The 23,070-nt window shown below is 71.3% G+C and carries 24 protein-coding genes and 3 pseudogenes; 18 read left to right on the top strand and 9 right to left on the bottom strand.

What is annotated here, in order from left to right; all coding sequences use genetic code 11:
- Positions 1 to 47: 47 nt before the first annotated feature.
- Entirely contained in the window at positions 48 to 1,694 is a 1,647-nt protein-coding gene (locus ACZ5CW_RS29070) for a glycoside hydrolase family 13 protein (RefSeq protein ID WP_468606452.1), read from the top strand.
- A gap of 50 nt (positions 1,695 to 1,744) precedes the next feature.
- Here ACZ5CW_RS29070 and ACZ5CW_RS29065 read toward each other — a convergent pair whose 3' ends face one another.
- Positions 1,745 to 2,515: a DUF4142 domain-containing protein gene (locus ACZ5CW_RS29065; RefSeq protein ID WP_468606634.1), complete on the bottom strand. Its 771-nt coding sequence runs from the start codon at positions 2,513 to 2,515 to the stop codon at positions 1,745 to 1,747.
- Positions 2,516 to 2,799: 284 nt separating this feature from the next.
- Here ACZ5CW_RS29065 and ACZ5CW_RS29060 point away from each other — a divergent pair, with 284 nt between their 5' ends.
- The 4 genes from ACZ5CW_RS29060 to ACZ5CW_RS29045 all read left to right on the top strand — a co-directional run bounded on the left by ACZ5CW_RS29060 (position 2,800) and on the right by ACZ5CW_RS29045 (position 6,034).
- Positions 2,800 to 3,486, top strand: a complete 687-nt coding sequence (locus ACZ5CW_RS29060; RefSeq protein ID WP_468606450.1) for a DUF6445 family protein — start codon at positions 2,800 to 2,802, stop codon at positions 3,484 to 3,486.
- A gap of 72 nt (positions 3,487 to 3,558) precedes the next feature.
- Entirely contained in the window at positions 3,559 to 4,263 is a 705-nt protein-coding gene (locus tag ACZ5CW_RS29055; protein WP_468606632.1) for a DUF4328 domain-containing protein, read from the top strand.
- Between the two features lie 64 nt (positions 4,264 to 4,327).
- A complete protein-coding gene (locus ACZ5CW_RS29050; protein ID WP_468606448.1) occupies positions 4,328 to 4,993 on the top strand; it encodes an SDR family NAD(P)-dependent oxidoreductase in 666 nt (221 codons plus the stop codon).
- An 84-nt stretch (positions 4,994 to 5,077) separates the two neighbouring features.
- On the top strand, positions 5,078 to 6,034 hold the full coding sequence (locus ACZ5CW_RS29045; protein WP_468606446.1) for an MIP/aquaporin family protein: 957 nt from the start codon (positions 5,078 to 5,080) through the stop codon (positions 6,032 to 6,034).
- A 73-nt stretch (positions 6,035 to 6,107) separates the two neighbouring features.
- On the opposite strand, the gene ACZ5CW_RS29040 is transcribed toward ACZ5CW_RS29045, so the two are convergent.
- Complete coding sequence (locus ACZ5CW_RS29040; RefSeq protein WP_468606444.1) at positions 6,108 to 7,007, bottom strand: SCO2400 family protein; 900 nt, start codon at positions 7,005 to 7,007, stop codon at positions 6,108 to 6,110.
- Positions 7,008 to 7,263: 256 nt separating this feature from the next.
- On the opposite strand from ACZ5CW_RS29040, the gene ACZ5CW_RS29035 reads away from it, so the two are divergent.
- Together ACZ5CW_RS29035 and ACZ5CW_RS29030 are read left to right on the top strand one after the other, a co-directional pair.
- Positions 7,264 to 8,040, top strand: a complete 777-nt coding sequence (locus ACZ5CW_RS29035; protein WP_468606442.1) for a VOC family protein — start codon at positions 7,264 to 7,266, stop codon at positions 8,038 to 8,040.
- Between the two features lie 347 nt (positions 8,041 to 8,387).
- A complete protein-coding gene (locus ACZ5CW_RS29030; RefSeq protein WP_468606440.1) occupies positions 8,388 to 9,710 on the top strand; it encodes a hypothetical protein in 1,323 nt (440 codons plus the stop codon).
- 209 nt (positions 9,711 to 9,919) lie between these two features.
- On the opposite strand, the gene ACZ5CW_RS29025 is transcribed toward ACZ5CW_RS29030, so the two are convergent.
- The 5 genes from ACZ5CW_RS29025 to ACZ5CW_RS29005 all read right to left on the bottom strand — a co-directional run bounded on the left by ACZ5CW_RS29025 (position 9,920) and on the right by ACZ5CW_RS29005 (position 13,033).
- A complete protein-coding gene (locus tag ACZ5CW_RS29025) occupies positions 9,920 to 10,123 on the bottom strand; it encodes a cold-shock protein (RefSeq protein ID WP_003969786.1) in 204 nt (67 codons plus the stop codon).
- A 251-nt stretch (positions 10,124 to 10,374) separates the two neighbouring features.
- Positions 10,375 to 10,713 (bottom strand): helix-turn-helix domain-containing protein, encoded by a 339-nt coding sequence (locus tag ACZ5CW_RS29020; protein WP_468606438.1) that lies wholly within the window; start codon positions 10,711 to 10,713, stop codon positions 10,375 to 10,377.
- A gap of 147 nt (positions 10,714 to 10,860) precedes the next feature.
- Positions 10,861 to 11,319, bottom strand: coding sequence for a MarR family winged helix-turn-helix transcriptional regulator (locus tag ACZ5CW_RS29015; RefSeq protein WP_468606630.1), 459 nt, complete (start codon positions 11,317 to 11,319; stop codon positions 10,861 to 10,863).
- A 121-nt stretch (positions 11,320 to 11,440) separates the two neighbouring features.
- On the bottom strand, positions 11,441 to 12,313 hold the full coding sequence (locus ACZ5CW_RS29010) for a hypothetical protein (RefSeq protein ID WP_468606436.1): 873 nt from the start codon (positions 12,311 to 12,313) through the stop codon (positions 11,441 to 11,443).
- Positions 12,314 to 12,400: 87 nt separating this feature from the next.
- The gene (locus ACZ5CW_RS29005) at positions 12,401 to 13,033 is read right to left on the bottom strand and encodes an RNA polymerase sigma factor (RefSeq protein ID WP_468606434.1); all 633 of its coding nucleotides are present in this window, start codon (positions 13,031 to 13,033) and stop codon (positions 12,401 to 12,403) included.
- A 429-nt stretch (positions 13,034 to 13,462) separates the two neighbouring features.
- On the opposite strand from ACZ5CW_RS29005, the gene ACZ5CW_RS29000 reads away from it, so the two are divergent.
- The 10 genes and pseudogenes from ACZ5CW_RS29000 (at position 13,463) to ACZ5CW_RS28955 (ending at position 20,114) form a co-directional block, all read left to right on the top strand.
- On the top strand, positions 13,463 to 13,975 hold the full coding sequence (locus ACZ5CW_RS29000) for a DUF1877 domain-containing protein (RefSeq protein ID WP_468606432.1): 513 nt from the start codon (positions 13,463 to 13,465) through the stop codon (positions 13,973 to 13,975).
- Positions 13,976 to 14,254: 279 nt separating this feature from the next.
- A pseudogene (locus ACZ5CW_RS28995) lies at positions 14,255 to 14,431 on the top strand (glycosyltransferase family 2 protein); the annotation flags it as partial.
- Positions 14,432 to 14,721: 290 nt separating this feature from the next.
- Positions 14,722 to 15,150 (top strand): VOC family protein, encoded by a 429-nt coding sequence (locus tag ACZ5CW_RS28990; RefSeq protein ID WP_468606430.1) that lies wholly within the window; start codon positions 14,722 to 14,724, stop codon positions 15,148 to 15,150.
- A 144-nt stretch (positions 15,151 to 15,294) separates the two neighbouring features.
- The gene (locus tag ACZ5CW_RS28985) at positions 15,295 to 15,468 is read left to right on the top strand and encodes a hypothetical protein (RefSeq protein WP_468606428.1); all 174 of its coding nucleotides are present in this window, start codon (positions 15,295 to 15,297) and stop codon (positions 15,466 to 15,468) included.
- A 131-nt stretch (positions 15,469 to 15,599) separates the two neighbouring features.
- Positions 15,600 to 15,896: a GYD domain-containing protein gene (locus tag ACZ5CW_RS28980; RefSeq protein WP_468606426.1), complete on the top strand. Its 297-nt coding sequence runs from the start codon at positions 15,600 to 15,602 to the stop codon at positions 15,894 to 15,896.
- Positions 15,897 to 16,118: 222 nt separating this feature from the next.
- Positions 16,119 to 16,790, top strand: a complete 672-nt coding sequence (locus ACZ5CW_RS28975) for a DUF4097 family beta strand repeat-containing protein (RefSeq protein WP_468606424.1) — start codon at positions 16,119 to 16,121, stop codon at positions 16,788 to 16,790.
- A 12-nt stretch (positions 16,791 to 16,802) separates the two neighbouring features.
- Positions 16,803 to 17,306, top strand: a complete 504-nt coding sequence (locus ACZ5CW_RS28970; RefSeq protein WP_468606422.1) for a GtrA family protein — start codon at positions 16,803 to 16,805, stop codon at positions 17,304 to 17,306.
- Positions 17,307 to 17,554: 248 nt separating this feature from the next.
- Complete coding sequence (locus ACZ5CW_RS28965) at positions 17,555 to 18,985, top strand: serine/threonine-protein kinase (protein ID WP_468606420.1); 1,431 nt, start codon at positions 17,555 to 17,557, stop codon at positions 18,983 to 18,985.
- Between the two features lie 300 nt (positions 18,986 to 19,285).
- Positions 19,286 to 19,626, top strand: a pseudogene (locus tag ACZ5CW_RS28960) (phage holin family protein).
- A complete protein-coding gene (locus ACZ5CW_RS28955; RefSeq protein ID WP_468606418.1) occupies positions 19,623 to 20,114 on the top strand; it encodes a DUF3618 domain-containing protein in 492 nt (163 codons plus the stop codon). Before ACZ5CW_RS28960 ends, ACZ5CW_RS28955 begins: the two are co-directional and overlap by 4 nt.
- Before the next feature lie 92 nt (positions 20,115 to 20,206).
- On the opposite strand, the gene ACZ5CW_RS28950 is transcribed toward ACZ5CW_RS28955, so the two are convergent.
- Positions 20,207 to 20,935: a pentapeptide repeat-containing protein gene (locus ACZ5CW_RS28950; RefSeq protein WP_468606416.1), complete on the bottom strand. Its 729-nt coding sequence runs from the start codon at positions 20,933 to 20,935 to the stop codon at positions 20,207 to 20,209.
- Positions 20,936 to 21,305: 370 nt separating this feature from the next.
- Here ACZ5CW_RS28950 and ACZ5CW_RS28945 point away from each other — a divergent pair.
- Positions 21,306 to 21,533, top strand: a pseudogene (locus ACZ5CW_RS28945) (flavoprotein); the annotation flags it as partial.
- Between the two features lie 380 nt (positions 21,534 to 21,913).
- Here ACZ5CW_RS28945 and ACZ5CW_RS28940 read toward each other — a convergent pair.
- On the bottom strand, positions 21,914 to 22,264 hold the full coding sequence (locus ACZ5CW_RS28940) for a MerR family transcriptional regulator (RefSeq protein ID WP_067004705.1): 351 nt from the start codon (positions 22,262 to 22,264) through the stop codon (positions 21,914 to 21,916).
- Positions 22,265 to 23,070 lie beyond the last annotated feature (806 nt).

Here is a 23,070-nt window from a genome sequence, read left to right as displayed (position 1 = left end):
CAATGTGGACAGAGTCTCTACGGTCGTCTCTCCCGAAGGGATCCCCTATGGCAGACCTCTCGTCCAGGAACCCCGACTGGTGGCGGCAGGCCGTCATCTACCAGGTGTATCCGCGCAGCTTCGCCGACGCCGACGGCGACGGCCTCGGCGACCTCAAAGGCGTCGCCCAGCGCCTGGACCACCTCGCCGCGCTCGGTGTCGACGCCCTGTGGCTGAGCCCCTTCTACCCCTCCGAACTGGCCGACGGCGGCTACGACGTCGCCGACCACCGTGACGTCGACCCGCGCCTCGGCACCCTCGACGACTTCGCCGCGCTGGTCGCCGAGGCCCACCGGCTCGGCCTGAAGGTCGTCGTCGACATCGTCCCCAACCACACCTCGCACCTGCACCCCTGGTTCCAGGAGGCCCTGCGGGCCGGCCCCGGCTCACCCGCCCGCGACCGCTACGTCTTCCGCCCCGGCCGCGGCGCGCACGGCGAACTCCCGCCCACCGACTGGCAGTCCGTCTTCGGCGGCAGCGCGTGGCGGCGGACGCCCGACGGCGAGTGGTACCTGCATCTCTTCGCCCCCGAACAGCCCGACCTCGCCTGGGACAACGAGGAGGTCCGCGCCGACTTCCGCACCACCCTGCGCTTCTGGTCCGACCTGGGCGTCGACGGCTTCCGCATCGATGTCGCCCACGGCCTGGCCAAGGACCTCGCCGAGCCGCTGCGGGACGTCGGCGACGTCGGCGCCACCGGCGAGGACGCGCTGCCCCGTGTCCCGCCGGGCAGCCACCCCTACTGGGACCGCGACGAGGTCCACGAGATCTACCGCGACTGGCGCAAGATCTTCGATGCCTACAGCCCGCCGCGCACCGCGGTCGCCGAGGCCTGGGTCCCCGGGGCCCGCCGCGCCCTGTACGCCCGCTCCGACGAACTCGGCCAGGCCTTCAACTTCGAGTACCTGGAGGCCGGCTGGGACGCCGGGGAACTCCGCCAGGTCATCACCGACTCGCTGGCCACGGCCCACGCCGCGGGCGCCTCCGCGACCTGGGTGCTCTCCAACCACGACGTCGTACGTCACGCCTCCCGCCTCATGCTCCCGCCCGGCACCGAACCGGGCGCCTGGCTGCTGTCGGGCGGCAAGGCACCCGCGATCGACACGGCGGCCGGGCTGCGCCGGGCCCGGGCCGCGACGCTGCTGATGCTGGCGCTGCCCGGGTCCTCGTACCTGTACCAGGGCGAGGAACTGGGCCTGCCCGAGGTCGCCGACCTGCCCACCGAGGTCCTCCAGGACCCCATCTGGGAGCAGACCGGGCATGTCCGCAAGGGCCGTGACGGCTGCCGGGTGCCGCTGCCGTGGACACCGACGGGACCCTCGTACGGCTTCGGGCCCGGCGGCGCCTGGCTGCCGCAGCCGCCGTCGTTCGCGGCGTACGCCGTCGAGGCGCAGGCCGGCTCGGAGGGCTCCACCCTGGAGCTGTACCGCACCGCCCTGCGCCTGCGCCGCAAGCTGCTGGAGGGCGAGACGCTGGCCTGGACCCCCGACGCCCCCGCCGGGGTGCTGGACTTCACCCGCTGCGAAGGCTGGCGCTGCGTCACCAACCCGACCCGTGAGCCGGTGCCGCTCCCGCCCGGCGAGGTCCTGCTGAGCAGCACACCGCTGCCCGACGCGGGGATCCTGCCCCCGGACACCACCGTCTGGCTCGCCTAGGGGGCTTCGTTCGGATCAGCCCGGGTCCGACCTGATCCGAACGAAACCCCCTAGCCCACGGTCGGGCTGACGTTGGGACTGGGGGTGGTGCCGCCGCCCGTACCGCCGCCGCCCGTACCGCCGCCGCCGGTGGCGCCGTTCAGGTCCAGTGGGGTGGACGTGGCGGTGGGCGGTGGGGTGAGCACCACCTCCGGCTGGCCCGCGGGCGGGGCCGGCGGCGTCAGATCGGACGAGGGCAGCTTCGGCGGGGTGGTCTGCTGGAAGAGGGTCTGGTCGAAGTCGACCAGACCGGTCTTCTCCATCACCGTGATGTGGTCCAGCACCGTGTCGTTGGCCTGGTCGGCGAGGGCGCGCACCAGCGAGTTCTTGGTCGTCGAGCGGATTTTCGCGATGGTGTTGAAGATCGAGCCGTGGGTCATCCGCAGGATGTTGGCGAAGTCGGTGTCGAACTGCTTGCCGCTCTCCCCCTGCAGCTGCCTGACGAAGCCCTGCTGCTGGGGGCTCGCCACATTGGGGAGCGTGATGTTCAGCATGGGACCGATCTTGCGGCAGGAGGCGTCCAGCGCGGCATGTCCGTCGATCAGGTGCTCGCTGGCTGTCTTGACCCCCTTGCTGCTGCCCTTCTGCAGTCCGATCTGACCGAGGGGGTACTCCCACAGCCCGGCCGCGCGCACCTTCACCACGAAGTCCCGGTCCTGCTCGGTGAGCGGTCCCCACTGGGTGGTGGCGATGATGCGGTCCTGCGAGGTGGAGACCTTGTCCAGGCCGAGCATGCCGGGGTAGGCGAGGGCCGCGAGGGTGAGGGCCATCGCCCCGCCCACGAAGAGAGTTCCCGTCGCGTTCCGCGAAAAGCGCACCGTGCCTCCTGCCCGGTCAGGGATCCGCCCACGACGACGGCGTGGACGGTTCGGACACACAGCAGTACGGACGGGAGATCGATTCGTCTCGGTGGCGCGGGTAAAAACTGCGGAACTCCCCGATCGCCGCCACCTCTTGCCATCCCTTGGTGCTCATGACAATCGGTTGAGGAAAGGTTGACCCTTCTCCGGGAGAAGTTGACCTTTCGCCGGGAGAAGCCGGAGCGGCCGCGGCCTAGATTCGCCGCATGCCCCCCCAGCCGGCCCCCAGGCCGCCCGCCGCGCTCCCCGTCCTGCCCTACCGCAAGCCCACCAAGGGCCGCGACTACTGGGTGCTGGACGACGTCCTGCCCGACGTGGACGCCGTACGGGAGCGGTGCCTGGCCAAGGACGACTGGGTCGAGGGCCACCCGTACGCCTCCGAGAGCTGGCCGGGCCTGCGGGCCATGCCCGGCCTGGAGCCGGGGGAACTCGCCCGCGTCGAACGGCTGGTGAGGAAGTCGACCGGCGCGGGGAAGCTGTGGGTGCAGCAGGCGCCCGGCGGCGGCACCCTCAACCACAACTGCGTCCAGGTGGTCGGCGAGGGCGAGAGCGCGCCGCGCCCGCACACCGACTCCCGCGCGCTGTGCCGGTACGCGGCCGTGCTGTACCTCAACCCGCACGTGCCCAAGAGCTGCGGCACCAGCTTCTACCGCCAGTCCCTGCCCGGTGGCCGGCTCGGCGGCAACGTCGTCCAGGCCCCGCACAACAACCTCGTCGAGGCCCTCGGGACCCGCTTCGTCGCCCCCGACGCCTTCGAGGAGGACGTCCGCGTCCCGCACGCGTACAACCGCCTGCTCCTCTACAACGCCAACCTCGTGCACAGCGCGACCGCCTACTGCGGCAGGACACTCCAGGAGAAGCGCATGACGGCGGTCTTCTTCTGGATGGCCTGAGCCGTACGCCCGTCACGAGGCGCCTGGCGGGCCGGGCCGGGGGTGCGTGAAGATGACCCGGTGACCGTACAGATGGACCAGGCCTCGGTCCGACCCCTCGGGCTGCGGCCCGTCGAGGTGTCGGGGCGGTTGGCCGTCGGGGGATTGTTGCTGGCCGGGGCTGCCTGGGTGATGCGCGGCGGGTGGGAGATCCGGCTGGCGCTGGCCGGGGAGCCGGCCTCGGGGCCGCCGGACCAGGGGAACGGGGTGCACCGGCCGCTCGACGCGCTGGAGAACGCGTACCACTTCGTCACCGCCCTGGCGGGCGGTGCCGCCGTGCTCTGCGCGCTGCTCTTCGTGTCGTGGCTGTGGCGGCTGCGGGACAACGCGCGTGCCCTGTCGGGAAAGGCTCCCAGGTACGCGGGGATCTGGGTGTACCTCGGGTGGATCGTGCCCGTCGTGAACCTGTGGTTTCCGCGGGGCATCGTCGTCGACGCCTTCGCGGCCACCGCGCCGGGGCGCAGGACACCGGTCGCCGTCGACGTGTGGTGGGGGCTGTGGCTGGTCGGCATGCTCAGCGGGGTCGGGCTCCTCTACGAGGACTCCACCGACGAGATCATCGCCCGCGCGTACAACGAGGTGTGGCCGCTGCTCGTGAGCGACGCGGCCGTGGTCGGGGCGGCCGTCGCGGGAGCGTTCGCCGTACGGGCCGTCACCCGGGTGCAGGCGGAGCGGATGCGGGCCGCCGGGCCGGCGGCGGGCACCGGCGAACCCGCGGGGGCCCGGCCGCGGCCGTGACGGCAGCGGCCGGCTCCACGGCGGTGCGTGTGGGGGCACGCCGCGTGCGGTACGGATGGTGGGCATGGGCACTATCGCGATCGTGGGAGCCGGGCCCGGGCTGGGGGCCGCCGTCGCGCGCCGGTTCGGGCGGGAAGGGTACGACGTCGCCCTGGTGGCCCGGGACCGGCAGCGTCTGGACGTGATCGTCGACGGACTCGCGGACGAGGGGATCACCGCTCGCGGGTTCGCCGCCGATGTGCGCAGGCCCGAGGAGCTGGCCTCGGCCCTGGAGTCCGCCGCGAACGCGCTGGGGACCATCGAGGTGCTCCAGTACAGCCCCGTCCCGCACCGGGACTTCATGCGGCCCGTGCTGGACACCGGGCACCGGGATCTCATCGGCCCGATCGAGTTCTCCGTGTACGGGCCCGTCGCCGCAGTGCGGCAGGTGCTGCCGGGGATGCGGCGGCTCGGGCGCGGGACCATCCTGTTCGTCAACGGCGGCACCGCCGCCGTGCCCCATACCGAGCGGGCCGGCACCTCGATCGCCTTCGCCGCGGAGAGCGCGTACGGGCATCTGCTGCACGAGCGCCTGGCGGCGGAGGGCATCCATGTGGCCCAGCTCGTGATTCCGGGGGCGATCGTGGCCGGCCACGCCCGTAAGGATCCGGCCGTGCTCGCGCAGACCCTGTGGGGCATGCACCAGGAACGGCACGGGTTCCGGCGCTACGCCGACGACCTCGGCAGCTGACGCAGCCCTGTCACCCTGCGTGGAGTGACTTTGTGAGCCAATATGGTGATGTTGGCCGCATTGTCCTCTTCAAAGGGGCCCTCAATGGCTGTCGAAATCCCTCCGCTCGTCAAGCCGTCCCGGCTCAGAAGCCGGGGTGGGCTGCTGGGCGAGTGCCTGGCGGAGTTCCTCGGAACCTTCGTCCTCATCGCCTTCGGCTGCGGCGTGGTCGCCATGGCGGTCGCCGCGCTGCCCGGCTCGGGCCGGGCCGCGACCCCCACCACGATCTTCCTCGCCGCCGGCGACTGGCTGCTGATCACCTGGGGCTGGGGTCTGGCCGTCATGCTCGGCGTCTACGTGGCCGGCGGCGTCAGCGGCGCCCACCTCAACCCGGCGGTGACCCTGGCGATGGCCGTGCGCCGCGGGTTCTCCTGGGCCAAGGTCCTGCCGTTCTGGGCCTCCCAGTTCCTCGGCGCCTTCGTCGGGGCGGCCCTGGTCTACCTCGTCTACCACAACGCGATCGACGCCTTCGACGCCGCTGTGCCGGGACCGAAGGTGAACGGCCACACCAACGCCACGTTCTCGATCTTCGCGACCTTCCCGGCGCCGTACTTCCACGGGGGCATCTGGGGGCCGCTGATCGACCAGATCGTCGGTACGGCCTTCCTGCTCATGCTGATCGCCGCCGTCATCGATCTGCGCAACCAGGCCGTGAAGGCCAACCTCGGTCCGCTGATCGTGGGCTTCGTCGTCGCCGCCATCGGCATGTCCTACGGCGCCAACGCGGGCTACGCCATCAACCCCGCCCGTGACTTCGGGCCGCGCCTGTTCACCTACGCGGCGGGCTGGGACAGCCTGGCGTTCCCGGGGAGCGTGTCCGGCGCGTTCAGCGCCTACTGGTGGATCCCGATCGTCGGTCCGCTGGTCGGAGGGACGATCGGCATCCTGATCTACGACCTGTTCATCGGCGACATCCTGCATGTGCGTGCCGAGCTGGCGGAGCTGCCCGAGCCGGGCCGGACCCGGCCGGTGAAGACGGTCGACGAGGACGACGAGTACTGATCCCCTTCGGCGGCGGTCCCCACGGACGCGGCCCCCGCCCGGCGGGCCGTCGCGACCGGCGGAACGCGGCAGGTCAGCCGAGACACACCAGGACCAGGCAGAGCTGCGCCGGCGAGGTCGGGTCGGATGCCGGGGCGGTCCCGGACGTGCCGGATTCCGTGCCGTCGTGCGTGCCGGAGCCGGTGCCGGAGCCGGTGTTCGTGCCGTCGTCCGTGGTGGCCGGTGCCGGCGCCGGCGCCGTACCGGTGTGGTCGGGGGCCGTGTCGGCGGCGGACGGTGCGGTGGCCCGCGGCCGCGGGGTGTCCGCCACGACCTGACGGTGCGACACGGCGGTGGTGTCCGGCCGGGTGACCGGCGCCGTCCGCGGGGTGGCCGGCAGGGACTGCTGCCGTGGCACGTCGGCGGCCGGCGACTGCGCCGTGGGGGTGGTGGTGCGGGCCGTCCGGTGCGGGGTGGACGGCGTCGGCACCGCCCGGGTGGGCTCGTCCGTCCGCTCCTCGGCCACGTCCATGCTCCTGTGGTCCGGGGCGGCCGCCGCCTGTGCCCGGTCGGCGGAGTTCCGGTCCATCGTGGCGATGGTCAGGCCGCCTCCGACGATCGCGACGGCGGTCGCCACCGCTGCCCGGCGCCGGCTCTTCTTCCAGCGGGCCATCTGACGGCGCCGCGCCGCCCGCCCCCGTGGCGCGGGAGGCGCGTCCTCGACCTCGGCGGCCGGGCCGGCGGCCGGTGCCCCGGCGCCGCGCTCCCCGACCTCGGCGGCCGGGCCGGCGGCCGGCGCGCCCGCGGTCGTCGTGCCCGTGGTCGTCGTGCCGTACGCGATGCCGGTGCTCGCCGAGCCGGCCGCCCAGGACGGTTCGCCGAGGGCACCGGGGCCGTCGGTGCCGGGCGGGGCGATGTCCGGGGCGTACGCGCCGCATCCGGGACACACCAGGGCGCCGTTGAGGTGCCGACGGCACGAGGAGCAGTAGTCCATGCGCGGTCTTCCTGAGTTGACTGCGCCGTCGGCCCGCCTGGGCCACGGCCTGGTCACGCTCGCACAGGGGATCGAGCGATCAGTCACGCTAACGAGCCTTTCGAAAGGCTGTGTGCAGCCCGTGTGGCACTCCTGCACAGATTCTCGTACCCGGCCGGGTGAACCCACCGGGGCATCCGGGCCGACGCACCGTCCCCCGCCCCGCCGGTCGGCATAGTGGCGGGCGGCTCCGCACCGGACCGGCAGGAGGAAGCGCATGCTCGGCACAGAATTCCGCACCGGATCGCCCATCTGGATCGACCTCGGCAGCCCCGACACGGACACCGCCGTCGCCTTCTACGGCTCCGTCTTCGGGTGGCGGTTCTCCTCCGCCGGTCCCGAGGCGGGCGGCTACGGCTATTTCCGGAAGGAGGGCAGGACGGTGGCCGCCCTCGGGCCGCTGACCGAGGAGGGCGCCTCCTCCGCCTGGATGACGTACTTCCGGACCGACGACGTCCGGGCCACCGCCCGTGACGTGGTGTCCGCCGGCGGCACCGTGCGCGCCGAACCCATGACCATGGGCGAGATCTCCATGGCCCAGTTCACCGACCCCCAGGGCGCCCGGTTCGCCGCGCTGCAGTCCCGGCAGGGCCTGGAGACCGTGTCCGAGGACAACGCGCTGGTCTGGGTCGAACTGCACGTCGGCGACCCGGAGGCGGCGATCGGCTTCTACCGCGGGCTGTTCGGCTGGCGCACCCAGGAGATGCGGGCGCCGGGCATGTCGTACCAGGTGCTCAGCATCGAGGAAGGCGACCAGCAGGAGGGCTCCTTCGGCGGTGTGGCCCCGCTGCGCTCCGGTCAGGAGGACGCGCGCTGGGTGCCGTACTTCGCGGTCGCCGACGCGGACGCCGTCGCCGACGCGGTGCAGGGCAACGGCGGGACGGTGCTGATGCCGGCGGCGAACGTGCCCGACGTCGGCCGTATCGCCTGGCTGGCCGACCCGGCGCAGGCGGTGTTCGCCGTGCTCAGGCCGGACCCACGCCAGGCGGCCTGAGAACGGCGGGCAGGCCACCGGTCCCCGACCGGGGCCACGGGCGGCGGAACCGGACGCGTCCCGGAACGGCACGGGGCGGACCGGAACGGCACGGGACGGCACGGGGCGGACCGGCCGAGGACCTGGGCGAGGGAGCCGTGCGCGTCGAGGGCGGCCCGGTCCCCCTGTACGGCGTGGATCCGCCCGTGCGGACGGTGAGCCCGGCCCGCGCCCAAGGCCCGGTGACGGCGCCCGCCCGGCGTGCGGAGAACCCGCCCGATGACCCGAACGGCCCCTGCCTGCTCGCGGAGGCGTCCCGATGACGGTCCGCTGGCAGACAGAGCGAGCGGAACGACCGGGAGGCACGGGTGACGGACGGCAGCGCACACGCGGACGAGGGCGGCGAACGGTCCGGGGAGGCCGAACTCCGGGAGCTGCGCGCGCGGGTCGCGGCCCTCGAGGGCGAACACGCCCGGCCTCCCCGGCACCACGGCAGATCCTTCCTCGCCGCGGTGCTCCTCGTCCTCGGATGCGTCCTCGCCCCGCTCTCCGTCGTCGCCGCGTGGGCGGCCGACGAGGTGGGCGACACCGACCGCTACGTGGCCACGGTCGCCCCGCTCGCCTCGAACCCCGACGTGCAGGACGCCGTCGCCAACCGGGTCACCGACGCGCTGATGAACCGCATCGACCTGCCCGCCCTGCTCGCGGAGGCGGCCCCCGAGGACCGGCCCCGCCTGCAGAAGGCGCTGGGCGGCAGGCTGGGCGACTCGCTGGAGGGGGCCGTACGCAGCTTCGTCCACGACAAGGCCCAGGAGATCGCCGCGTCGAACGCCTTCGCGACCGTCTGGACCGATGCCAACCGCAGGATCCACAGCTCCCTCGACAAGGCCCTCACCGGCAGCGGCGGCGGCGCGGTACAGCTGAAGAACGACACGGTCACCCTCGACCTCGGCCCCCTCGTGGACCAGGTCAAGCAGCGACTCGTCGACTCCGGGATGAGCGTCGCCGAGCACATCCCCGCGGTGCACACCGACTTCACCCTCGTCAGATCCCAGGAGATCGGCAAGATCAAGACCTATGTACGGCTGCTGCAGCTCGCCGGGAACTGGCTGCCGGTACTGGCCGTCGTGCTGATCGCCGCCGGCGTACTGCTCTCGGTCCGGCGCCGCCGGGCCCTGGTCGCGGGCTGCCTCGGCGTCGCCGTCGCCACCGGACTTCTCGGCATCGGCCTGCGCGTGTTCCGGGCGATCTACCTCGACCGGCTGCCCGCCGGTGTCTCCCAGGACGCGGCCGGCGCCGTGTACGACACCCTGACCCACTTCCTGCAGACCGCCGTGCGCATGGTCGTGGCTCTCGGCGTCGTCGTCGCCCTGGGCGCCTGGCTCACCGGCCCGGGCCGCCGCGCCGGGCTCGTGAGGCACCTGTGGACCTCCGGCATCGGAGCGGTACGCGCCACCGCCGACCGCGCCGGCCTGCGCACCGGGCCGGTCGGCCCCTTCGTACGCCGTTACCGCACCTGGATCACCTGGATCCTGGTGGCCGTGTCGCTGCTGGTCTACCTGTTGTGGCCGTACCCCACCGGCTGGGTCGTGGTCGGCATCGCCCTGTGCCTGGTCTTCGTGCTGGCCGTGGTGGAGTTCCTGGCGGCGACGCCGTCCGCGGGCGAGCAAGGGGTGACGGCACCCGCTTGAAATCCGGTCGGTCGTCGCTCGGGGATCGCTTTATTCCTCCGTGCGGCGTATCGGGGAATTTCCGTCCAGCGGTGGCGAGGAGCCGTACGCGGATTCGCATGAATGAGCCGAGGGGAATGCGAAAAGCGGTTTCCCGGTGTCGGGGAAAGAAATGAGCCGGGGCCCGCACCCCGAAGGGTGCGGGCCCCGGCCCCAGGAACGCGTCGGCGTCAGGCGGGAACGATGTTCTCGGCCTGCGGGCCCTTCTGGCCCTGCGTGACGTCGAAGCTGACCTTCTGGCCTTCCTGAAGCTCGCGGAAGCCGGAGGTCGCGATGTTCGAGTAGTGGGCGAACACGTCAGCGCCGCCGCCGTCCTGCTCGATGAAGCCGAAGCCCTTTTCCGAGTTGAACCACTTCACGGTGCCAGTCGCCATAATGAATCTCCCTTGGGGGGCAGTGCCGGACTCCGCACTTTGCGGATCCGAGTCGCCGCGATGATCACCCCTCCGGAAAGATCCGGAAAGCTGTGCAAAGAAAGCAAGTCTCTGGCAACCAAAACTGCAACTGGTATCACGTTAACACAGGTCGCATGGCGGCTCCCGTGTTTTGAGGCCTTCCGGAAATCCTCATCCCCTGGGAGCCCGTATTTCTGTACCGGCGGGACCAGATATCCGTACCGGCGCGGCTAGGCGCCGGCGCCGCGCTCGTCCAGCTTCCGGCGCATCTCCCGGTTCAGGCGGAGGGCGTCGTCGAGCTGGTCCTCAAGGGAGATGATGCGGCACGCGGCCTCGATCGGGGTGCCCTGGTCGACGAGTTCACGGGCGCGCGCGGCCGTGCGCAACTGGCTGCGGGAGTACCGGCGGTGGCCGCCTTCCGAACGCAGGGGAGTGATCAACTCGGCTTCGCCGACGGCCCGGAGGAAGGCGGGGGTGGTGCCGAGCACGTCAGCGGCACGCCCCATGGTGTAGGCGGGGTAGTCGTCGTCGTCGAGGTTGCCGGCGACAGGGGCTTTCTCAGCGGGCATAGCACCTTTGTTTCGGGGACGCGGCGAGGGACCCGGGCGTGCGCGGCCCCCGTGTCCCGAAGGGTTCAGCACCATCTGCCTCGTCCGACAACCCTAACTCCGGCAGGGTCGGACATGTGTCGTCGCCGTGACAGGTTTCTGCTCACCTCAGTGGTGAGAGGCCCGCCCGCCCGTGTTGTGGATGAAGCGCTGCAGCACCTTGATGGTGGTCAGGTACTCCTCGTCGGAGATGCCCGCGCACCGTTCCGCCCGCAGCTCGCCCTGGACGGCCGCGGCCTTCTCGAAGAACGCCCTGCCCTCGGCGGTGAGGTTCAGGCGGCCCTCGGCATCCTCGGTGACCCAGCCCCGGGCGATGGTCCTGCCGATCTCCGACTCCACGGTGTCGGAGCCCGTGTCGAGGTAGTTCCCCAGAAGGAGGGACACCTCGCCGCGCGTCTTGACGGCACCGGCGCGCGCGACCTGCGCGATGACCCACCACTGCGGCTGGGTGGTGCCGATCTCGGCGAGAGCGGCCCGGGTGCGGGTGGCGACCGCGTTGTACGCCGCCCAGCTCCAGTAGCCGATGGGTTGCCGGAGCAGTCCGGCGTCGTCGTGCGAGTACTCCACGGCCGATCCCTCCGTCTTCGCCTGAGCCGGCTGCACGGGAGCGACTGTAGAAACTCAACCTGACTTGAGGTCAACGCCTTCCGGCCGGTCCGGTCCGGGAAGCGAGGCGCCTGCGCGCGGGCTACGGGTTCTTCCCGCCGCCCTGCCCGCCGCTCGCCTGGTCGTTTCCGCCGCTTGTCCGGCCGCTCCCGCCGCTTGTCTGATCGTTCCCGGTCGCGTTGTCCGTGCCGCCGGGGTTGTCACCGGACGCGCCGGTGCGGGACGTGCCGGTGCCGGAGGCGCCGGAGTTCCCCGCTGCGCTGTCGCCGGCGCCTGCCGCGCCCTCGCCGGGTCTGCCCGTCCCGGCCGGCCCGTTCGGCGCGGCCGTCGCGCGGGTCGGCTGCTCGGAGCAGTACGCGGCGACCTGGTTCTTTCCGCCGGCGGCCGTGACGAGCCGCTGCCACGCCCTCGCGTCGAGTGCCTTGCCGCGGCTCTTGACCTGCTCGTAGGCACGGCAGTGGGCCTCGTTGTCCTGGGCGGGGGAGGGGCGGTCCGTCGGTCCGGGGCCGGCGGAGGACGCCGACGATGCCGCGGCGCCCGGCTGGTCCGTGGCGACCGCCGACGGGTGCGCGGGCCTGGGGCCGGTACCGGCACCGTCCGTGGACGAGCCGGCGGAACCGATGGCCGCGACCGCGACACCGCCCAGGGTGAGGCTCGCGAGGACCACTCCGAACGTCATCCGCACCGGGCGCCGGACACGCCGTTCCTCGGGCTGCCGCCAGTCGTCCCGGCGCCGGGTACGCGCCCGGCGCGCGCCCGCACCGTGGGCGGCGGTCCGGAAGGCGGCCAGGGCCCGCTGCTCGGCCTCGGCATCGATGCGGTCCGCACGTATGACGGTGGCCAGCAACGTCTCCAGCGGGTCGGATTCATGCACGTCCCTCGGACCGGACACGGCGCCGCCCGGGTGCGCACGTCGACGGCCCGGGACGCCGTCGCCGCTCAGCCGTTCACCCATGTGCGTTTCCGTTCCTGTCCGACATTTTCGATTCGCTCGACGTAGAGGTCTGGCGCCTTTCCGTACGCACACTGTCGACGTCGTTGTTCACTTCGACTCCCCCAGCGTTCGGGAAGCCCCATCCGTCACACCCTGCTCCGCCTCGCCGCCGACGCCCAGCTGGCGGGCGAGGCGTTTGAGGCCGCGGTGGGCGGCAGTACGCACGGCTCCTGGGCGCTTGCCGAGAACCCGTGCGCTGGCGGGACCGTCCAGGCCGACGACGACCCGCAGGAGCACGGCTTCGGCCTGGTCCCGGGGCAGCCCGCGGACCATTTCGAGGGCCCGCTCGGTGGAGAGGCACTCCAGGGCCTGCTCATGGGTGCTGTACGGGCCGGGCAGGTCGAGTACGTCCTGTTCCGTCCCTCCCGCCCGGGGCCGTACCCGCTGCCGGCGCAGGTGGTCCAGGGCCCGGTGCCGGGCGATCGTCGCGGTCCAGCCCCGGAAGCCGGCGCCGTCGCCCTTGAACCGTCCGAGGTCGCGGGCTATCTCCAGCCAGGCGTCGGACGCCACGTCCTCCGCGTCGTCACCGACGAGGCCGTGCAGGTAACCGAGCAGGCCCGGCTGCACGATCCGGTAGGCGGCCGCGAAAGCGTCCTCGTCGCCGTCCTGGGCCCGCGCGACTGCCGCGCCCAGTTCCCCGTCGTACGCCTGTACGCGCCGGGGTTGACGTGCCTGGCCCAAGACTGTCCTCGTTCGCACCGGTTCATAGCGATTCCATGCCGTCCGCCCGTGCTCAGGTCGCGTCGACGGCCCCATGGTGACCAGCGTCCGCGCTCGCAGAAGTGTCACCACGCACCAGGCGCCCCTCGCGTCCCACCGCCCCCGCGCGAGCGGCGCCGGCTCGCCCGGGTGACGTCTCGCGTCGGCCGTGCGCTGCAGGAGTGCCGGGTGCGGTACCCGGCGGGCCGGGGCGACCGCCCGCCGCCCGTCGGCACCGCGACCCGCCCCCGGACCTCTCTCCGTGCCGTTCGGTCTCCCCCCGTGAGCGGCACGGAGAGGGTCGGGGCGGCCGGGCCCTGCCCACTGCACAGGGACCGGCCGCCCCCGCACGGAAGGCGGGCCCCGGCGGCGCCGCGTAATGCTTCGGCGTCCCCGTGCGCTCCTTGTGGCATGAGTGCGTACCTCCGTCTACGAGCCGTGCCGCCCGCGGCACTGCGCAACAGCGCGACCTGGATGGAACGACTTTTCGAGGAGGAAGACTCGGAGGTCGTTCGGCTCCGGGTCGGCCGGCGCCGTGAGGAGGTGCTGGACGAGCGTTATCTGGACCAGGAGCGCATCTATGCCGGCGCTCTCCCGCGGCATGCCGTGGACCGGCCCCAGGCCCAGGTCGTGCTCGGCGGCCGGCCGGTGTGCCGCGTCGACCGGCGCAGGGCGCCGTTCCTGGTGCTGACGGCCGCTCAGGCCCGCCGGGTGGCCGGGTTCCTGACCGCGGCCGACTTCGTCGCGCTGTGGGACTTCGCCCGCGACGAACTGCTGCCGCGCTACGGCGGCGTGATCGCGGAGCCCCGGACGTGGCACGCCTTCGCGGCGGCTCACCAGGAGCTGAAGGCGTTCTACGCGCAGACGGCCGAATGCGGGGACGCGGTGGTGAAGTGGCTGCCGGACCGGGGTGTTCTGTCGTGATTCGCCCGCAACGCACGTCTCGGGTGTAACAGTTTCGGCCGATGGCGCTCTTTCCAAGCGGACGACCGCGCCGGTCGGCCGGGACAGGGGGCACGACCCGTGCAGTGGACGGACGAGAGCGGCAGAACGTACGGCGAGGATCCGTACGGCGGCGTGGGGTACGCCTATGCCCACGGTCACGCGTACGGCGGCAGCGCGACCACCGAAACGGTCACGCTGCCCTGGGTGCCGGAACAAGCCGCGCAGCAGAGCGAGTCGGAGCGGCCGGTCTTCCTCGCCGAGTGCATGCCGACCGTCCCGGGGGCGGTGGGCGCGCTCCGCCGCCGTGCGCTGCTCGGCCTCGGCGGCGTCAGTGACGTCACCCTCGCCGAGGACACCGACCTCACCATGGCGCTGTGCCGCGACGGCTGGCGGGTGGTGTACGAGGAGGGCGCGGTGGCCTGGACCAAGGCGCCCGCGCCCGCGCCGTACGAAACCACGCGGTCGCACTGAGAGCGCGAGCAGCGTGCTGTGGTGGCCGCAGGAACGGCGTTGCCCCGGCCCGGGACGGTCACTAAGGTCGTCCGGGTGACTGCCGGGTCGGCCATGGGCCATGCACGAGTGAGGTTCCCGGCCTCGGCGTGAGCGCGAGGCGGGCAAGAGGCCCGCCCCCTTTCTCCGCGTCTTTGCTCCTGGCGCCGCGCGCGGCGCCCCCATCGCAGCGGATCCACGGATCCGCAGATCCCAAGACCGGAGACACACCACCGATGTCCCATGACCAGCGGCACCCGCACGCATCCGAGCTGTCGGCGGCCGCCGTCCAGCTGAACCACACCGCCGTCTACGCGAGCGACCGGCACCTGTCCGCCGAGTTCATCGCCGCGATCCTGGGCCTGGAGGTCGGCGCCCCGTTCGGGCCCTTCCTGCCCGTCGACCTCGGCAACGGCGTGACGCTCGACTACTACGAGAAGAGGGACGAGCCGATCCAGTCGCAGCACTACGCCTTCCTCGTGCCCGACGAGCGGTTCGACGTCATGATCGCCCGCCTGGAGGCGGTCGGGGTCACCTACTACGCCGACCCCGGCCACACCGAACCGGGCCGGATCAACCGCCTGTTCGGCGGTCGCGGCGCCTACTTCGCCGACCCGGACGGCCACAACATGGAAATCATGACCAGGCCCTACGTCCGCCCCTAGCGGGCCGACCGGCGACGGCCGGCCGCACGCTCCCCGAATGATCAAGGAGCCGGTGAGAGCCACGCACCCCGCGTCGCTCCCCTACAACCTTCCTGGGCCTCCGGCGACGACCCGGCCATCGGCCACTACGCCTGCACCCTGCCGATGTGGGCCAAGCCGGATCTGAAGGTCGGCTTCCCGTTCCAGCTGCGCATCGACCGGGTCGTCCCGGATGCGACGGGCCGCGTCGTCGCCCGGCCCGAGCGCGGCACGTCCTTCGCCTTCGACCCGAAGAGCAAGAACAACTCGGCCAAGGTCGTCGTCAATCCGTCCGCCTGACAGCGGTGCGGGCAGCGCGCCCGAACGTCCGATGCCTGTGATCGCTCGTTCGGGTGCGCATCTTATGCATGTTCATACCTGAACGCCCAGGCTTGACCTCGCGATGTGTCTCCTCGTGAAGGTGGAAGAACATGCCGACGTACGTCGCCTTGCTGAGCTGGACCGATCAAGGGATCCGAAACTACAAGGACACCGCGAAGCGCGCCGAGGCCTTCGGCTCAGCGGTGGAGAAGCTCGGGGCGAAGCTCCTGAGCGTCTACTGGACCGTGGGCCCGTACGACCTCGTGGCCGTCATCGAGGCGCCCGACGAGGAGACCGCCACGGCAGCGCTCCTCCAGCTCGGTGGAGTGGGCAATGTCCGCTCCACGACACTGCGGGCCTTCGGCCGGGAGGAGATGGAGCGCATCATCGCCAAGACGGCCGGCTGACGACCGCCGGCCCGCTCCCGGCCTCCCACATGGCCTTCACCCCCACCCATTGCAATGAGCAAGGGTGGGGGTTGTTGCGTTAATCCGGAGGTCATCGCAACGATTTCCGGGCTCTCACCTGCAGTGATGGTGCTGTCTTGCAATAAATACGTTGCCGGATCCATGAATGCAACGTAGCGTTTCTGTCATCGGAAACGAAGCAGCGCACTGAGGGAGAGCCCGATGCAGAAGTTCGACACCCCCGCCGCGGTGACCGCAGTCCTCGACATCCCCGCCGGACGCATCCAGCTGATCGCCGCCGACCGGGCCGACACCAGGGTCGAGGTCCGGCCGGCGACCGCCTCGAAGAGCCGTGACGTGAAGGCGGCGGAGCAGATCGAGGTCGCGTACGGCGACGGCGTCCTGCGGATCGCGGCCCCGCAGGCGAAGAACCGGATCCTCGGCAACTCCGGTTCCGTCGAGGTGACCGTCCAGCTGCCCGCCGGCTCCCGTGTCGAGGCGAAGGCGGCCCTCGCCGAACTCCGCGGCGTCGGACGCCTCGGCGACGTCACCTTCGAAGGCGCCCAGGCCACGGTCAAGCTCGACGAGGCCGACAGCGCCCGCCTCACCCTCCAGGCCGGCGACATCGGGATCGGCCGCCTGGGCGGCCCCGCGCAGATCAGCACCCAGAAGGGCGACATCCGCGTCACCGAGGCCGTGCGCGGCACCGTGACCCTGCGCACCGAACACGGCGAGATCTCGGTCGGCGCCGCCCGCGGAGTCTCCGCCTCCCTCGACGCCGGCACCGCCTACGGCCGCATCAGCAACGCACTCGAGAACACCGACGGCACCGCCGCCGGCCTGACCATCCACGCCACCACCGCCTACGGCGACATCAACGCCCGCAGCCTGTAAAGGAGAAACCTCATGAAGTCGCCGCTCGCACAGCAGCCCGAGATGGCGACCCCGGCCGGCCCTGGCCCCATCGCCTCCTTCATACGGTTCGTGATCTTCGGGGGCGGCGTCGGAGTCCTCTCCAGCTTTGCGGTACCGCTGTTGACCACGATCACGCACTGGGCGGTCGCGAACGCGATCACCACCGTCGCCTCCACCCTGCTGTGCACCGAACTCCACGCCCGCTACACCTTCGGCAAGGGACGCGGCGCCGGATGGCGAGAGCACTGGCAGTCCGCCGGCTCGGCCACCGCCGCCTACCTGGCGACCAGCGTCGCCGTACTCATCCTGCATCTGGCGCAGCCCTCCGCCGGCCTGCTCACCGAGCAGCTCGTCTACCTCAGCGCCTCCGCCCTTGCCGGCACAGGCCGCTTCGTCGTCCTGCGCCTTTACGTCTTCGCCGCTCGCCACACCAAGACGGCACGTCCCGTGAAGCAGCGCGGAACGATGGCCGCGCCCGTCCTGGCTGCGGCATAGGTGACGAACAGCGGGGCCGGCCGAACTGTCGGGACTCCGCCTCTCACCGCCTGCGGCGCGTCCCGAACCTCGCCGGCCATCGAGCCCCCTGGGCGTGGTGGGCCGTGTGACAGCGCGGGATGACCGGCCGGCCCGGACGCCATCGGGGCGCGGTCTTCGTCCGGATATCGGCACGGCCTCGGGGTACCCGCCGCGCAGCAGGGGCCCTTGGCCGAGTCCGGTACGCGGTGACAGCAACGGAGAACCAGATGAAGGTCCGCCGATCAGCAGCCCCGCCGACTCCCGCGCCGATTCCAGCGGGTACGCAGTCCACCCATGTCCTGGCCGGCCGGTACCGGCTGAGCGGGAAGGTCGGATCGGGAGGCATGGCCGACGTCTACGAAGGCGTCGACACGCGCCTTCGGCGGCCCGTGGCCGTCAAGGTCTTCCGGCCGGGCTCCGAGCCGCAGACCGAGGACCGTCTCGCCGCTGAGGCCCTCCTCCTGGCCCGCCTGGAGCACCCCGGGCTTGTCACCGTCTACGACGCCGGCCGCCACGACGACCGCACCTACCTGGTCATGCAGCTGGTCGACGGCCCCACGCTGCGCGGCCTCCTGGGACGCGGCGCGCTGCCGCAGCGGCGCGTGGCCGATCTGGGCGCCGCCCTCGCGCGGGCGCTCGCCCATGTCCACGGGGCCGGCATCGTGCATCGCGACGTCAAACCGTCGAACATCCTGCTCGATGCGGCCGGCGCCCCCCACCTGGCCGATTTCGGCATCGCGCGCCTGGCTGACGCCACCCGCCACACGGCACCCGACGTGCTGACGGGCACCGCCGCCTATCTGGCACCCGAACAGGTCGAGGGAAAGCACGTCGGACCGGCCACGGACGTCTACGCCCTCGGTCTGGTCCTGTTGGAGTGCCTGAAAGGCGAACTGGAGTACCAGGGCACCCCGCTGGAGGCGGCGATCGCCCGTCTGCACCGCCCGCCCACGCTCCCCGCCTGGCTCTGCCCGGACCTGGCGGCCCTCCTGCGGACCATGACCGCCCGGGACCCTGAGGCGCGCCCGGACGCCGAGCAGTGCGCGCACACGCTCTCCGCCCTCGACTCCGGAAGCGATCCGTACCCGCTGCCGCTCTCGCCGCCCTCCCCGGCCCGCGTTCCAGCACCCGGCACCGTTCACCCCTGCGCCGAGGAGCCCACACGGAGGCGGACGGCGGCGGCCGGTCGGTCCCAACGTCCGGGCGGTGCACGGCACAACCGCCGCACGGCGGTGGGGACCGCCCTGGCCGCACTCTCCGTGGCCCTGGGGACGACACTCGCCGTCGCCCCGGGTGCCGGCGGAAGCAGTGACGACCGGGCCGACACGACTCGGACCGCCGCCCATCCGCCCTCCGGCACGGCGATTCCCCAGAGCAGGCCCAGCGCCGGCCCACCGGCCGAAACCCGTCGGGACCAGCCCTCCTCCAGGACGTTCGACGCCTCCGGCCCGGCGGCCGGATCTCGTACCGAGCCCGTTTCCATGAGCCTGGACTCCTCCGACCCGGCAGCCCCGACGCCTCGGGCACCGGCCCGAGATCACGGTGCTGAACCCCGTGAGCGGGCTCCGCACCACGCCCGGGGGCCACATAGTGCTCCGAAACCGCCGGGAAAGGCCGACCAGCCCACGCATCGACCGACGCGGGAGGCCCACGGCTGAGGTGCAGCGGGCCAGGTCCTCGACGACGGGCTGCCGGCGTGCGGTGACGGGCGATCCGTCCGGCAGGCGTGACGGTCCCATAGGCCGGCCGTCCTGCTGTGCGGCCGTACGGCCTCTCGCCTCCCTGACAGTCGAGTTCGCTGTCCTGAAACGCTCTGGCCGGGGTACCCGCGCCCTCACCGGCGGCCTGGCGCTGCGGCGCCCGAGGCCGGACGACGGATACGACGGGAGGTGATCGCCGTGTCGAGTACGCAGCCTCGACCCGGATCAGGTCGAGGGACAGCACATGGTTCGGAACCGGTGGGGGAGTTGGTGCAGCGTGCGTCGCAGCAGCTGACGGATCTGGTGCGAGACGAACTGCGCCTCGGGCAGGCCGAGATGAAGGAGAAGGGCAGAAGGTACGGCAAGGGCGGCGGGCTGTTCGGCGGGGCCGGCGTGGTCGGGTTCCTGATGCTCCAGCGGTGCCGCTGCCGGTGTGGGCCGCGACCCTCGTCGTGACCGCCGTGCTCGGTGTCGTCGCCGCGGTGATGGCGCTGACCGGGAAGAGGGAGGTCGCTCGGGCCGCACCGCCCACGCCCGAGGAGAGGATCGAGAACGTGAAGGCCGACGTGGCCGAGATCAAGGAGAGTGCGCACCGATGACCCAGCCGGCCCACGACGAGCCCACCGCCTCCAGCCCCGAGGAGCTGCGCGAGCAGATCGAGCAGACGCGCCAGGAACTGGGGGACACGGTGGAAGCGCTCGCTGCCAAGACCGACGTGAAGGCCCGCGCCCAGGAGAAGGCCGCCGAGATCAAGGGAAACGCCGCCACCAAGGCCGGTGAGCTGACGGAACGGGTTGCGGCGAAGACGGCGCAGGCCAGGTCCAAGGCCGCTGAGGCGGCGTCCCACCTGCGCGACAAGCTGCCCGAACCGGTCAGGGAAACAACGGCCCGCGCAGCCGGACGAACCCGTGAAAAGGCCGCTCAGGCCGGCCGGTTGTGGCAGGAGCAGGCGCCCGAGCCGGTGCGCGCGAGGACGGCCCACGGCGCGCGCCTGGTACGCGAGAACCGTTCCCGGCTGCTTGCCGTCGCCGGGGCAGCGGCCCTCGTATGGCTGTTGTGCGGTCGCCGGAAGGGATCGAGGTCATGAAGGCTTCGAAGATCACGTACAAGCCGGTCGGTCTGGCCCTGGGACCACCGTACTTTCCGCTCCGTGACGACGGGCGGGCCTGAGTTGTCTCCTCACGGAGCGGGCGCGAACGGTTGAAGCCTGTCGGGCCACGTTGCTGCATTATTTGGGCACGGCCCCTGTCGTCCTTTACTGATGACCGCACGGCCCTTGGCGTCAATTTTTTTTATCGGGCGAACATCTCCCATATGGGGACTCTGCAATCTTTTGGGGGGCCAACATGTCAAGGCATTCACCGTGGCACCCCGCAGCGAAGATACTTCGCGCATGTCGGCCGAGCCGAGGTCTGTAGTCAAGAGTTGCGCATCAGTCAGGTCCGCCTTGCGGAAAATGGCGGTCGATAGGTCTGCTCCGGTGAAGTCGGCGTCCTTCAAAATGGCATGATTGAAGTCTGCACCTCGAAGTGACGCGTCACGAAATTGGTAGCCAGTGAGGTCCCATCCCCGGAAATTGGCGTCGGAGAGGTCCTTCCCGTTGAAGTTCATCCCTTCGATTGAATGTCCTTCGGGGTTGAATCCGCGAATGGAAGAGGCGATGGTGACGTTTGCACGCCACGCCGCCTCCTCTTGGGAGCTTTTCAGGGCTTCTTGCAGAAATAGCATGGAAAGGCTGACGGCGAAACCGGTGATCAGGCCGCCCCCCATACCGGCAAGGACGCTGCTCTCGGCGGACAATTGATGTGCCCCGAGTGCAAGTCTCCACGCGAGAAGCGAAAAAGAAACCCCCATGGCAATCATCACTCCGACAAGCATCCACTGTCCGAGATTGATCGACGTCAGCATGCCGGTCATTATTCTCGGCGCCGATACCGCAAGGCTGCATCTTCGGTCGATGTCTTTCGATGATCACCCAAACAGGTTCCAAGTTCCTGAACCGATGAAATGACTCATCCCTCCCTGCTGCCCCACCTGCTCGATCGAGGACTGCGTCCTGTTGATCTCGGAGTCGGTGACCAACGCGATCCTCTATCTACGGCTGGTCGGATGGGGAGCGTCAGGAGGGGGTAGTGGCCGGCCTCGACGCCACGGTTCGGAAGGCTCGGGCTGAGGCAGTCGAGAAGGAGGTCGCCGAGCCTTCCGGCGCGCATCCGGCACGCGGCAACTGACCACCCCGCACAGCAAAGAGGCCCGGGTCCGTTCCGGCGCTGTCGTCCCGGCCCGGGTGTCCCCATCGGCTGTCCTGCCGTATCTGAACGCCGCCCAGGCGGCTCATCCCGCCTATCGGCGAAGCCGGGACCAGCTTCGGGACATGGACGTCCTGATCGGCTCGTACGAGCCCCACCGGCCGAAGGCGGGCGGTGGCGCGGACAGCTTCCGCTGGGAGGAGGCCCTCGATCTCCTGGAACCGCGGCTCCGTACTCGGCCGCCGGTCAGCCGGTGAACTTCGCCACGTCGTCACCAGCCTGCCTGGTCCGGCGGTGCGCTTGTGGTGCGGACCTGCGGGGACGGGATACGCCTGCGCCGTTGCACGGGCCGGTTGGTACCGCTGGTGACCCTGGTTGTCCGCTCTTATGGGCACGCGGTGGGCACGGCGTCGAAGGACGCCGGCCGAAGCGCTTGCGCGAACGGGTTCTGCGCTTGGCGCCGCTGTCTCCGTCGACGTGCCCGGGGACCCTTGGCGAGTGCACAGCCCTTCCGGCGGGGTGCGCCTCCCGGAGGCGAGGGCGGCGTCGGTCCGGCAGCAGCGGACCGGCGACTTTCCGAGCCGTGCTCTCCTTCGGCCGCAAGACGGCGCTCCGGATACGGCACGCGCGCGCGTGTTCAGGCGGAGTCGGAGCCGGCACGGCCCGCCGATTCGCTGGCGGCACGACGGTACTCGGCGTTGATCCGCTGCGCTTCCTCGAGCTGGTCCTCGAGGATGACGATGCGGCACGCGGCTTCGATCGGAGTCCCCTTGTCGACGAGCTCCCGGGCGCGCGCGGCGATCCGCAGTTGGTAGCGGGAGTACCGGCGATGTCCTCCCTCCGAGCGGAGCGGAGTGATCAGACGAGCCTCACCGATGGCCCGGAGGAAAGCCGGGGTGGCGCCGAGCATCTCGGCTGCCCGGCCCATCGTGTACGCGGGGTAGTCGTCGTCGTCCAGACGATCATTCAGGGGGTTGTCCGATGTCATGTCACCTCGTTGTGCAACGCGTCGAGGGGCCCTGGTGCGTACGGCACCAGGGCCCCGGAGGAAATTGAACACCATCTGTCGGCCCTACTGCTGTGCCGACCTTCTGTTTCCGCTACCCGGCCCGTAGAGGGGGGTGCGGTGGGATCGCAGCTGCTTGACCGGGGACCACCATCCATTCCGGGGTCTTGCGGTACCCGGGCCGAGTGCTTCTCGGGCCGGGCGATCCTGATGGCGTCTGCTCCTCCCTTCCTCTCTGAACAACCTCTGAGTGAACCGGTACTGCTGTTGGCAGCTCCTCGACGTGCGAGCCGCCCAGTGCGGCTCTCAGCCCCGTCACCCGTTCTGGGAACACTCTGGCTTCGAGGCTCGAGAGCCGCACTGACCTGCGTACTTCGTACTCAGCCACCCGCCAGTTCGTGTCTGCCGGGTCTCGTCGACCGTGTCTACGAGAAGAAGCATACCCATGTCAGGAACGAAAATCTACTCATGCAAAAGCAGATTTCACCCTTCTGGTGAAGGAAGAATCTGCCGCGATCGGGCCTCACCGGTTGGCGGAAGCCGCCTCCTGCCGAGCGCGCACCTGCTGCGGCCCCACGGGCGGCTCCTGGTACAGGTGGGCCGAAAGCTGTGCTGTCATGTCGAACCCCGCTCGGATCCTGCGTTGCCCGGCCGGCGCTTTCCGAGCGGACGGCGACACAGCGGTGGGGGGGGGGGGGGGGGGGGGGGGGGGGGGGGGGGGGGGGGGGGGGGGGGGGGGGGGGGGTGGGGTGGACGCGGGACAGAAAGAGCGGGGTGGATAGTGAGGG

Source organism: Streptomyces sp. NPDC031379 (assembly GCF_055569615.1).
The sequence above is the reverse complement of the archived record's forward strand: the minus strand, read 5'-3'. Positions and strand labels throughout refer to the sequence as shown.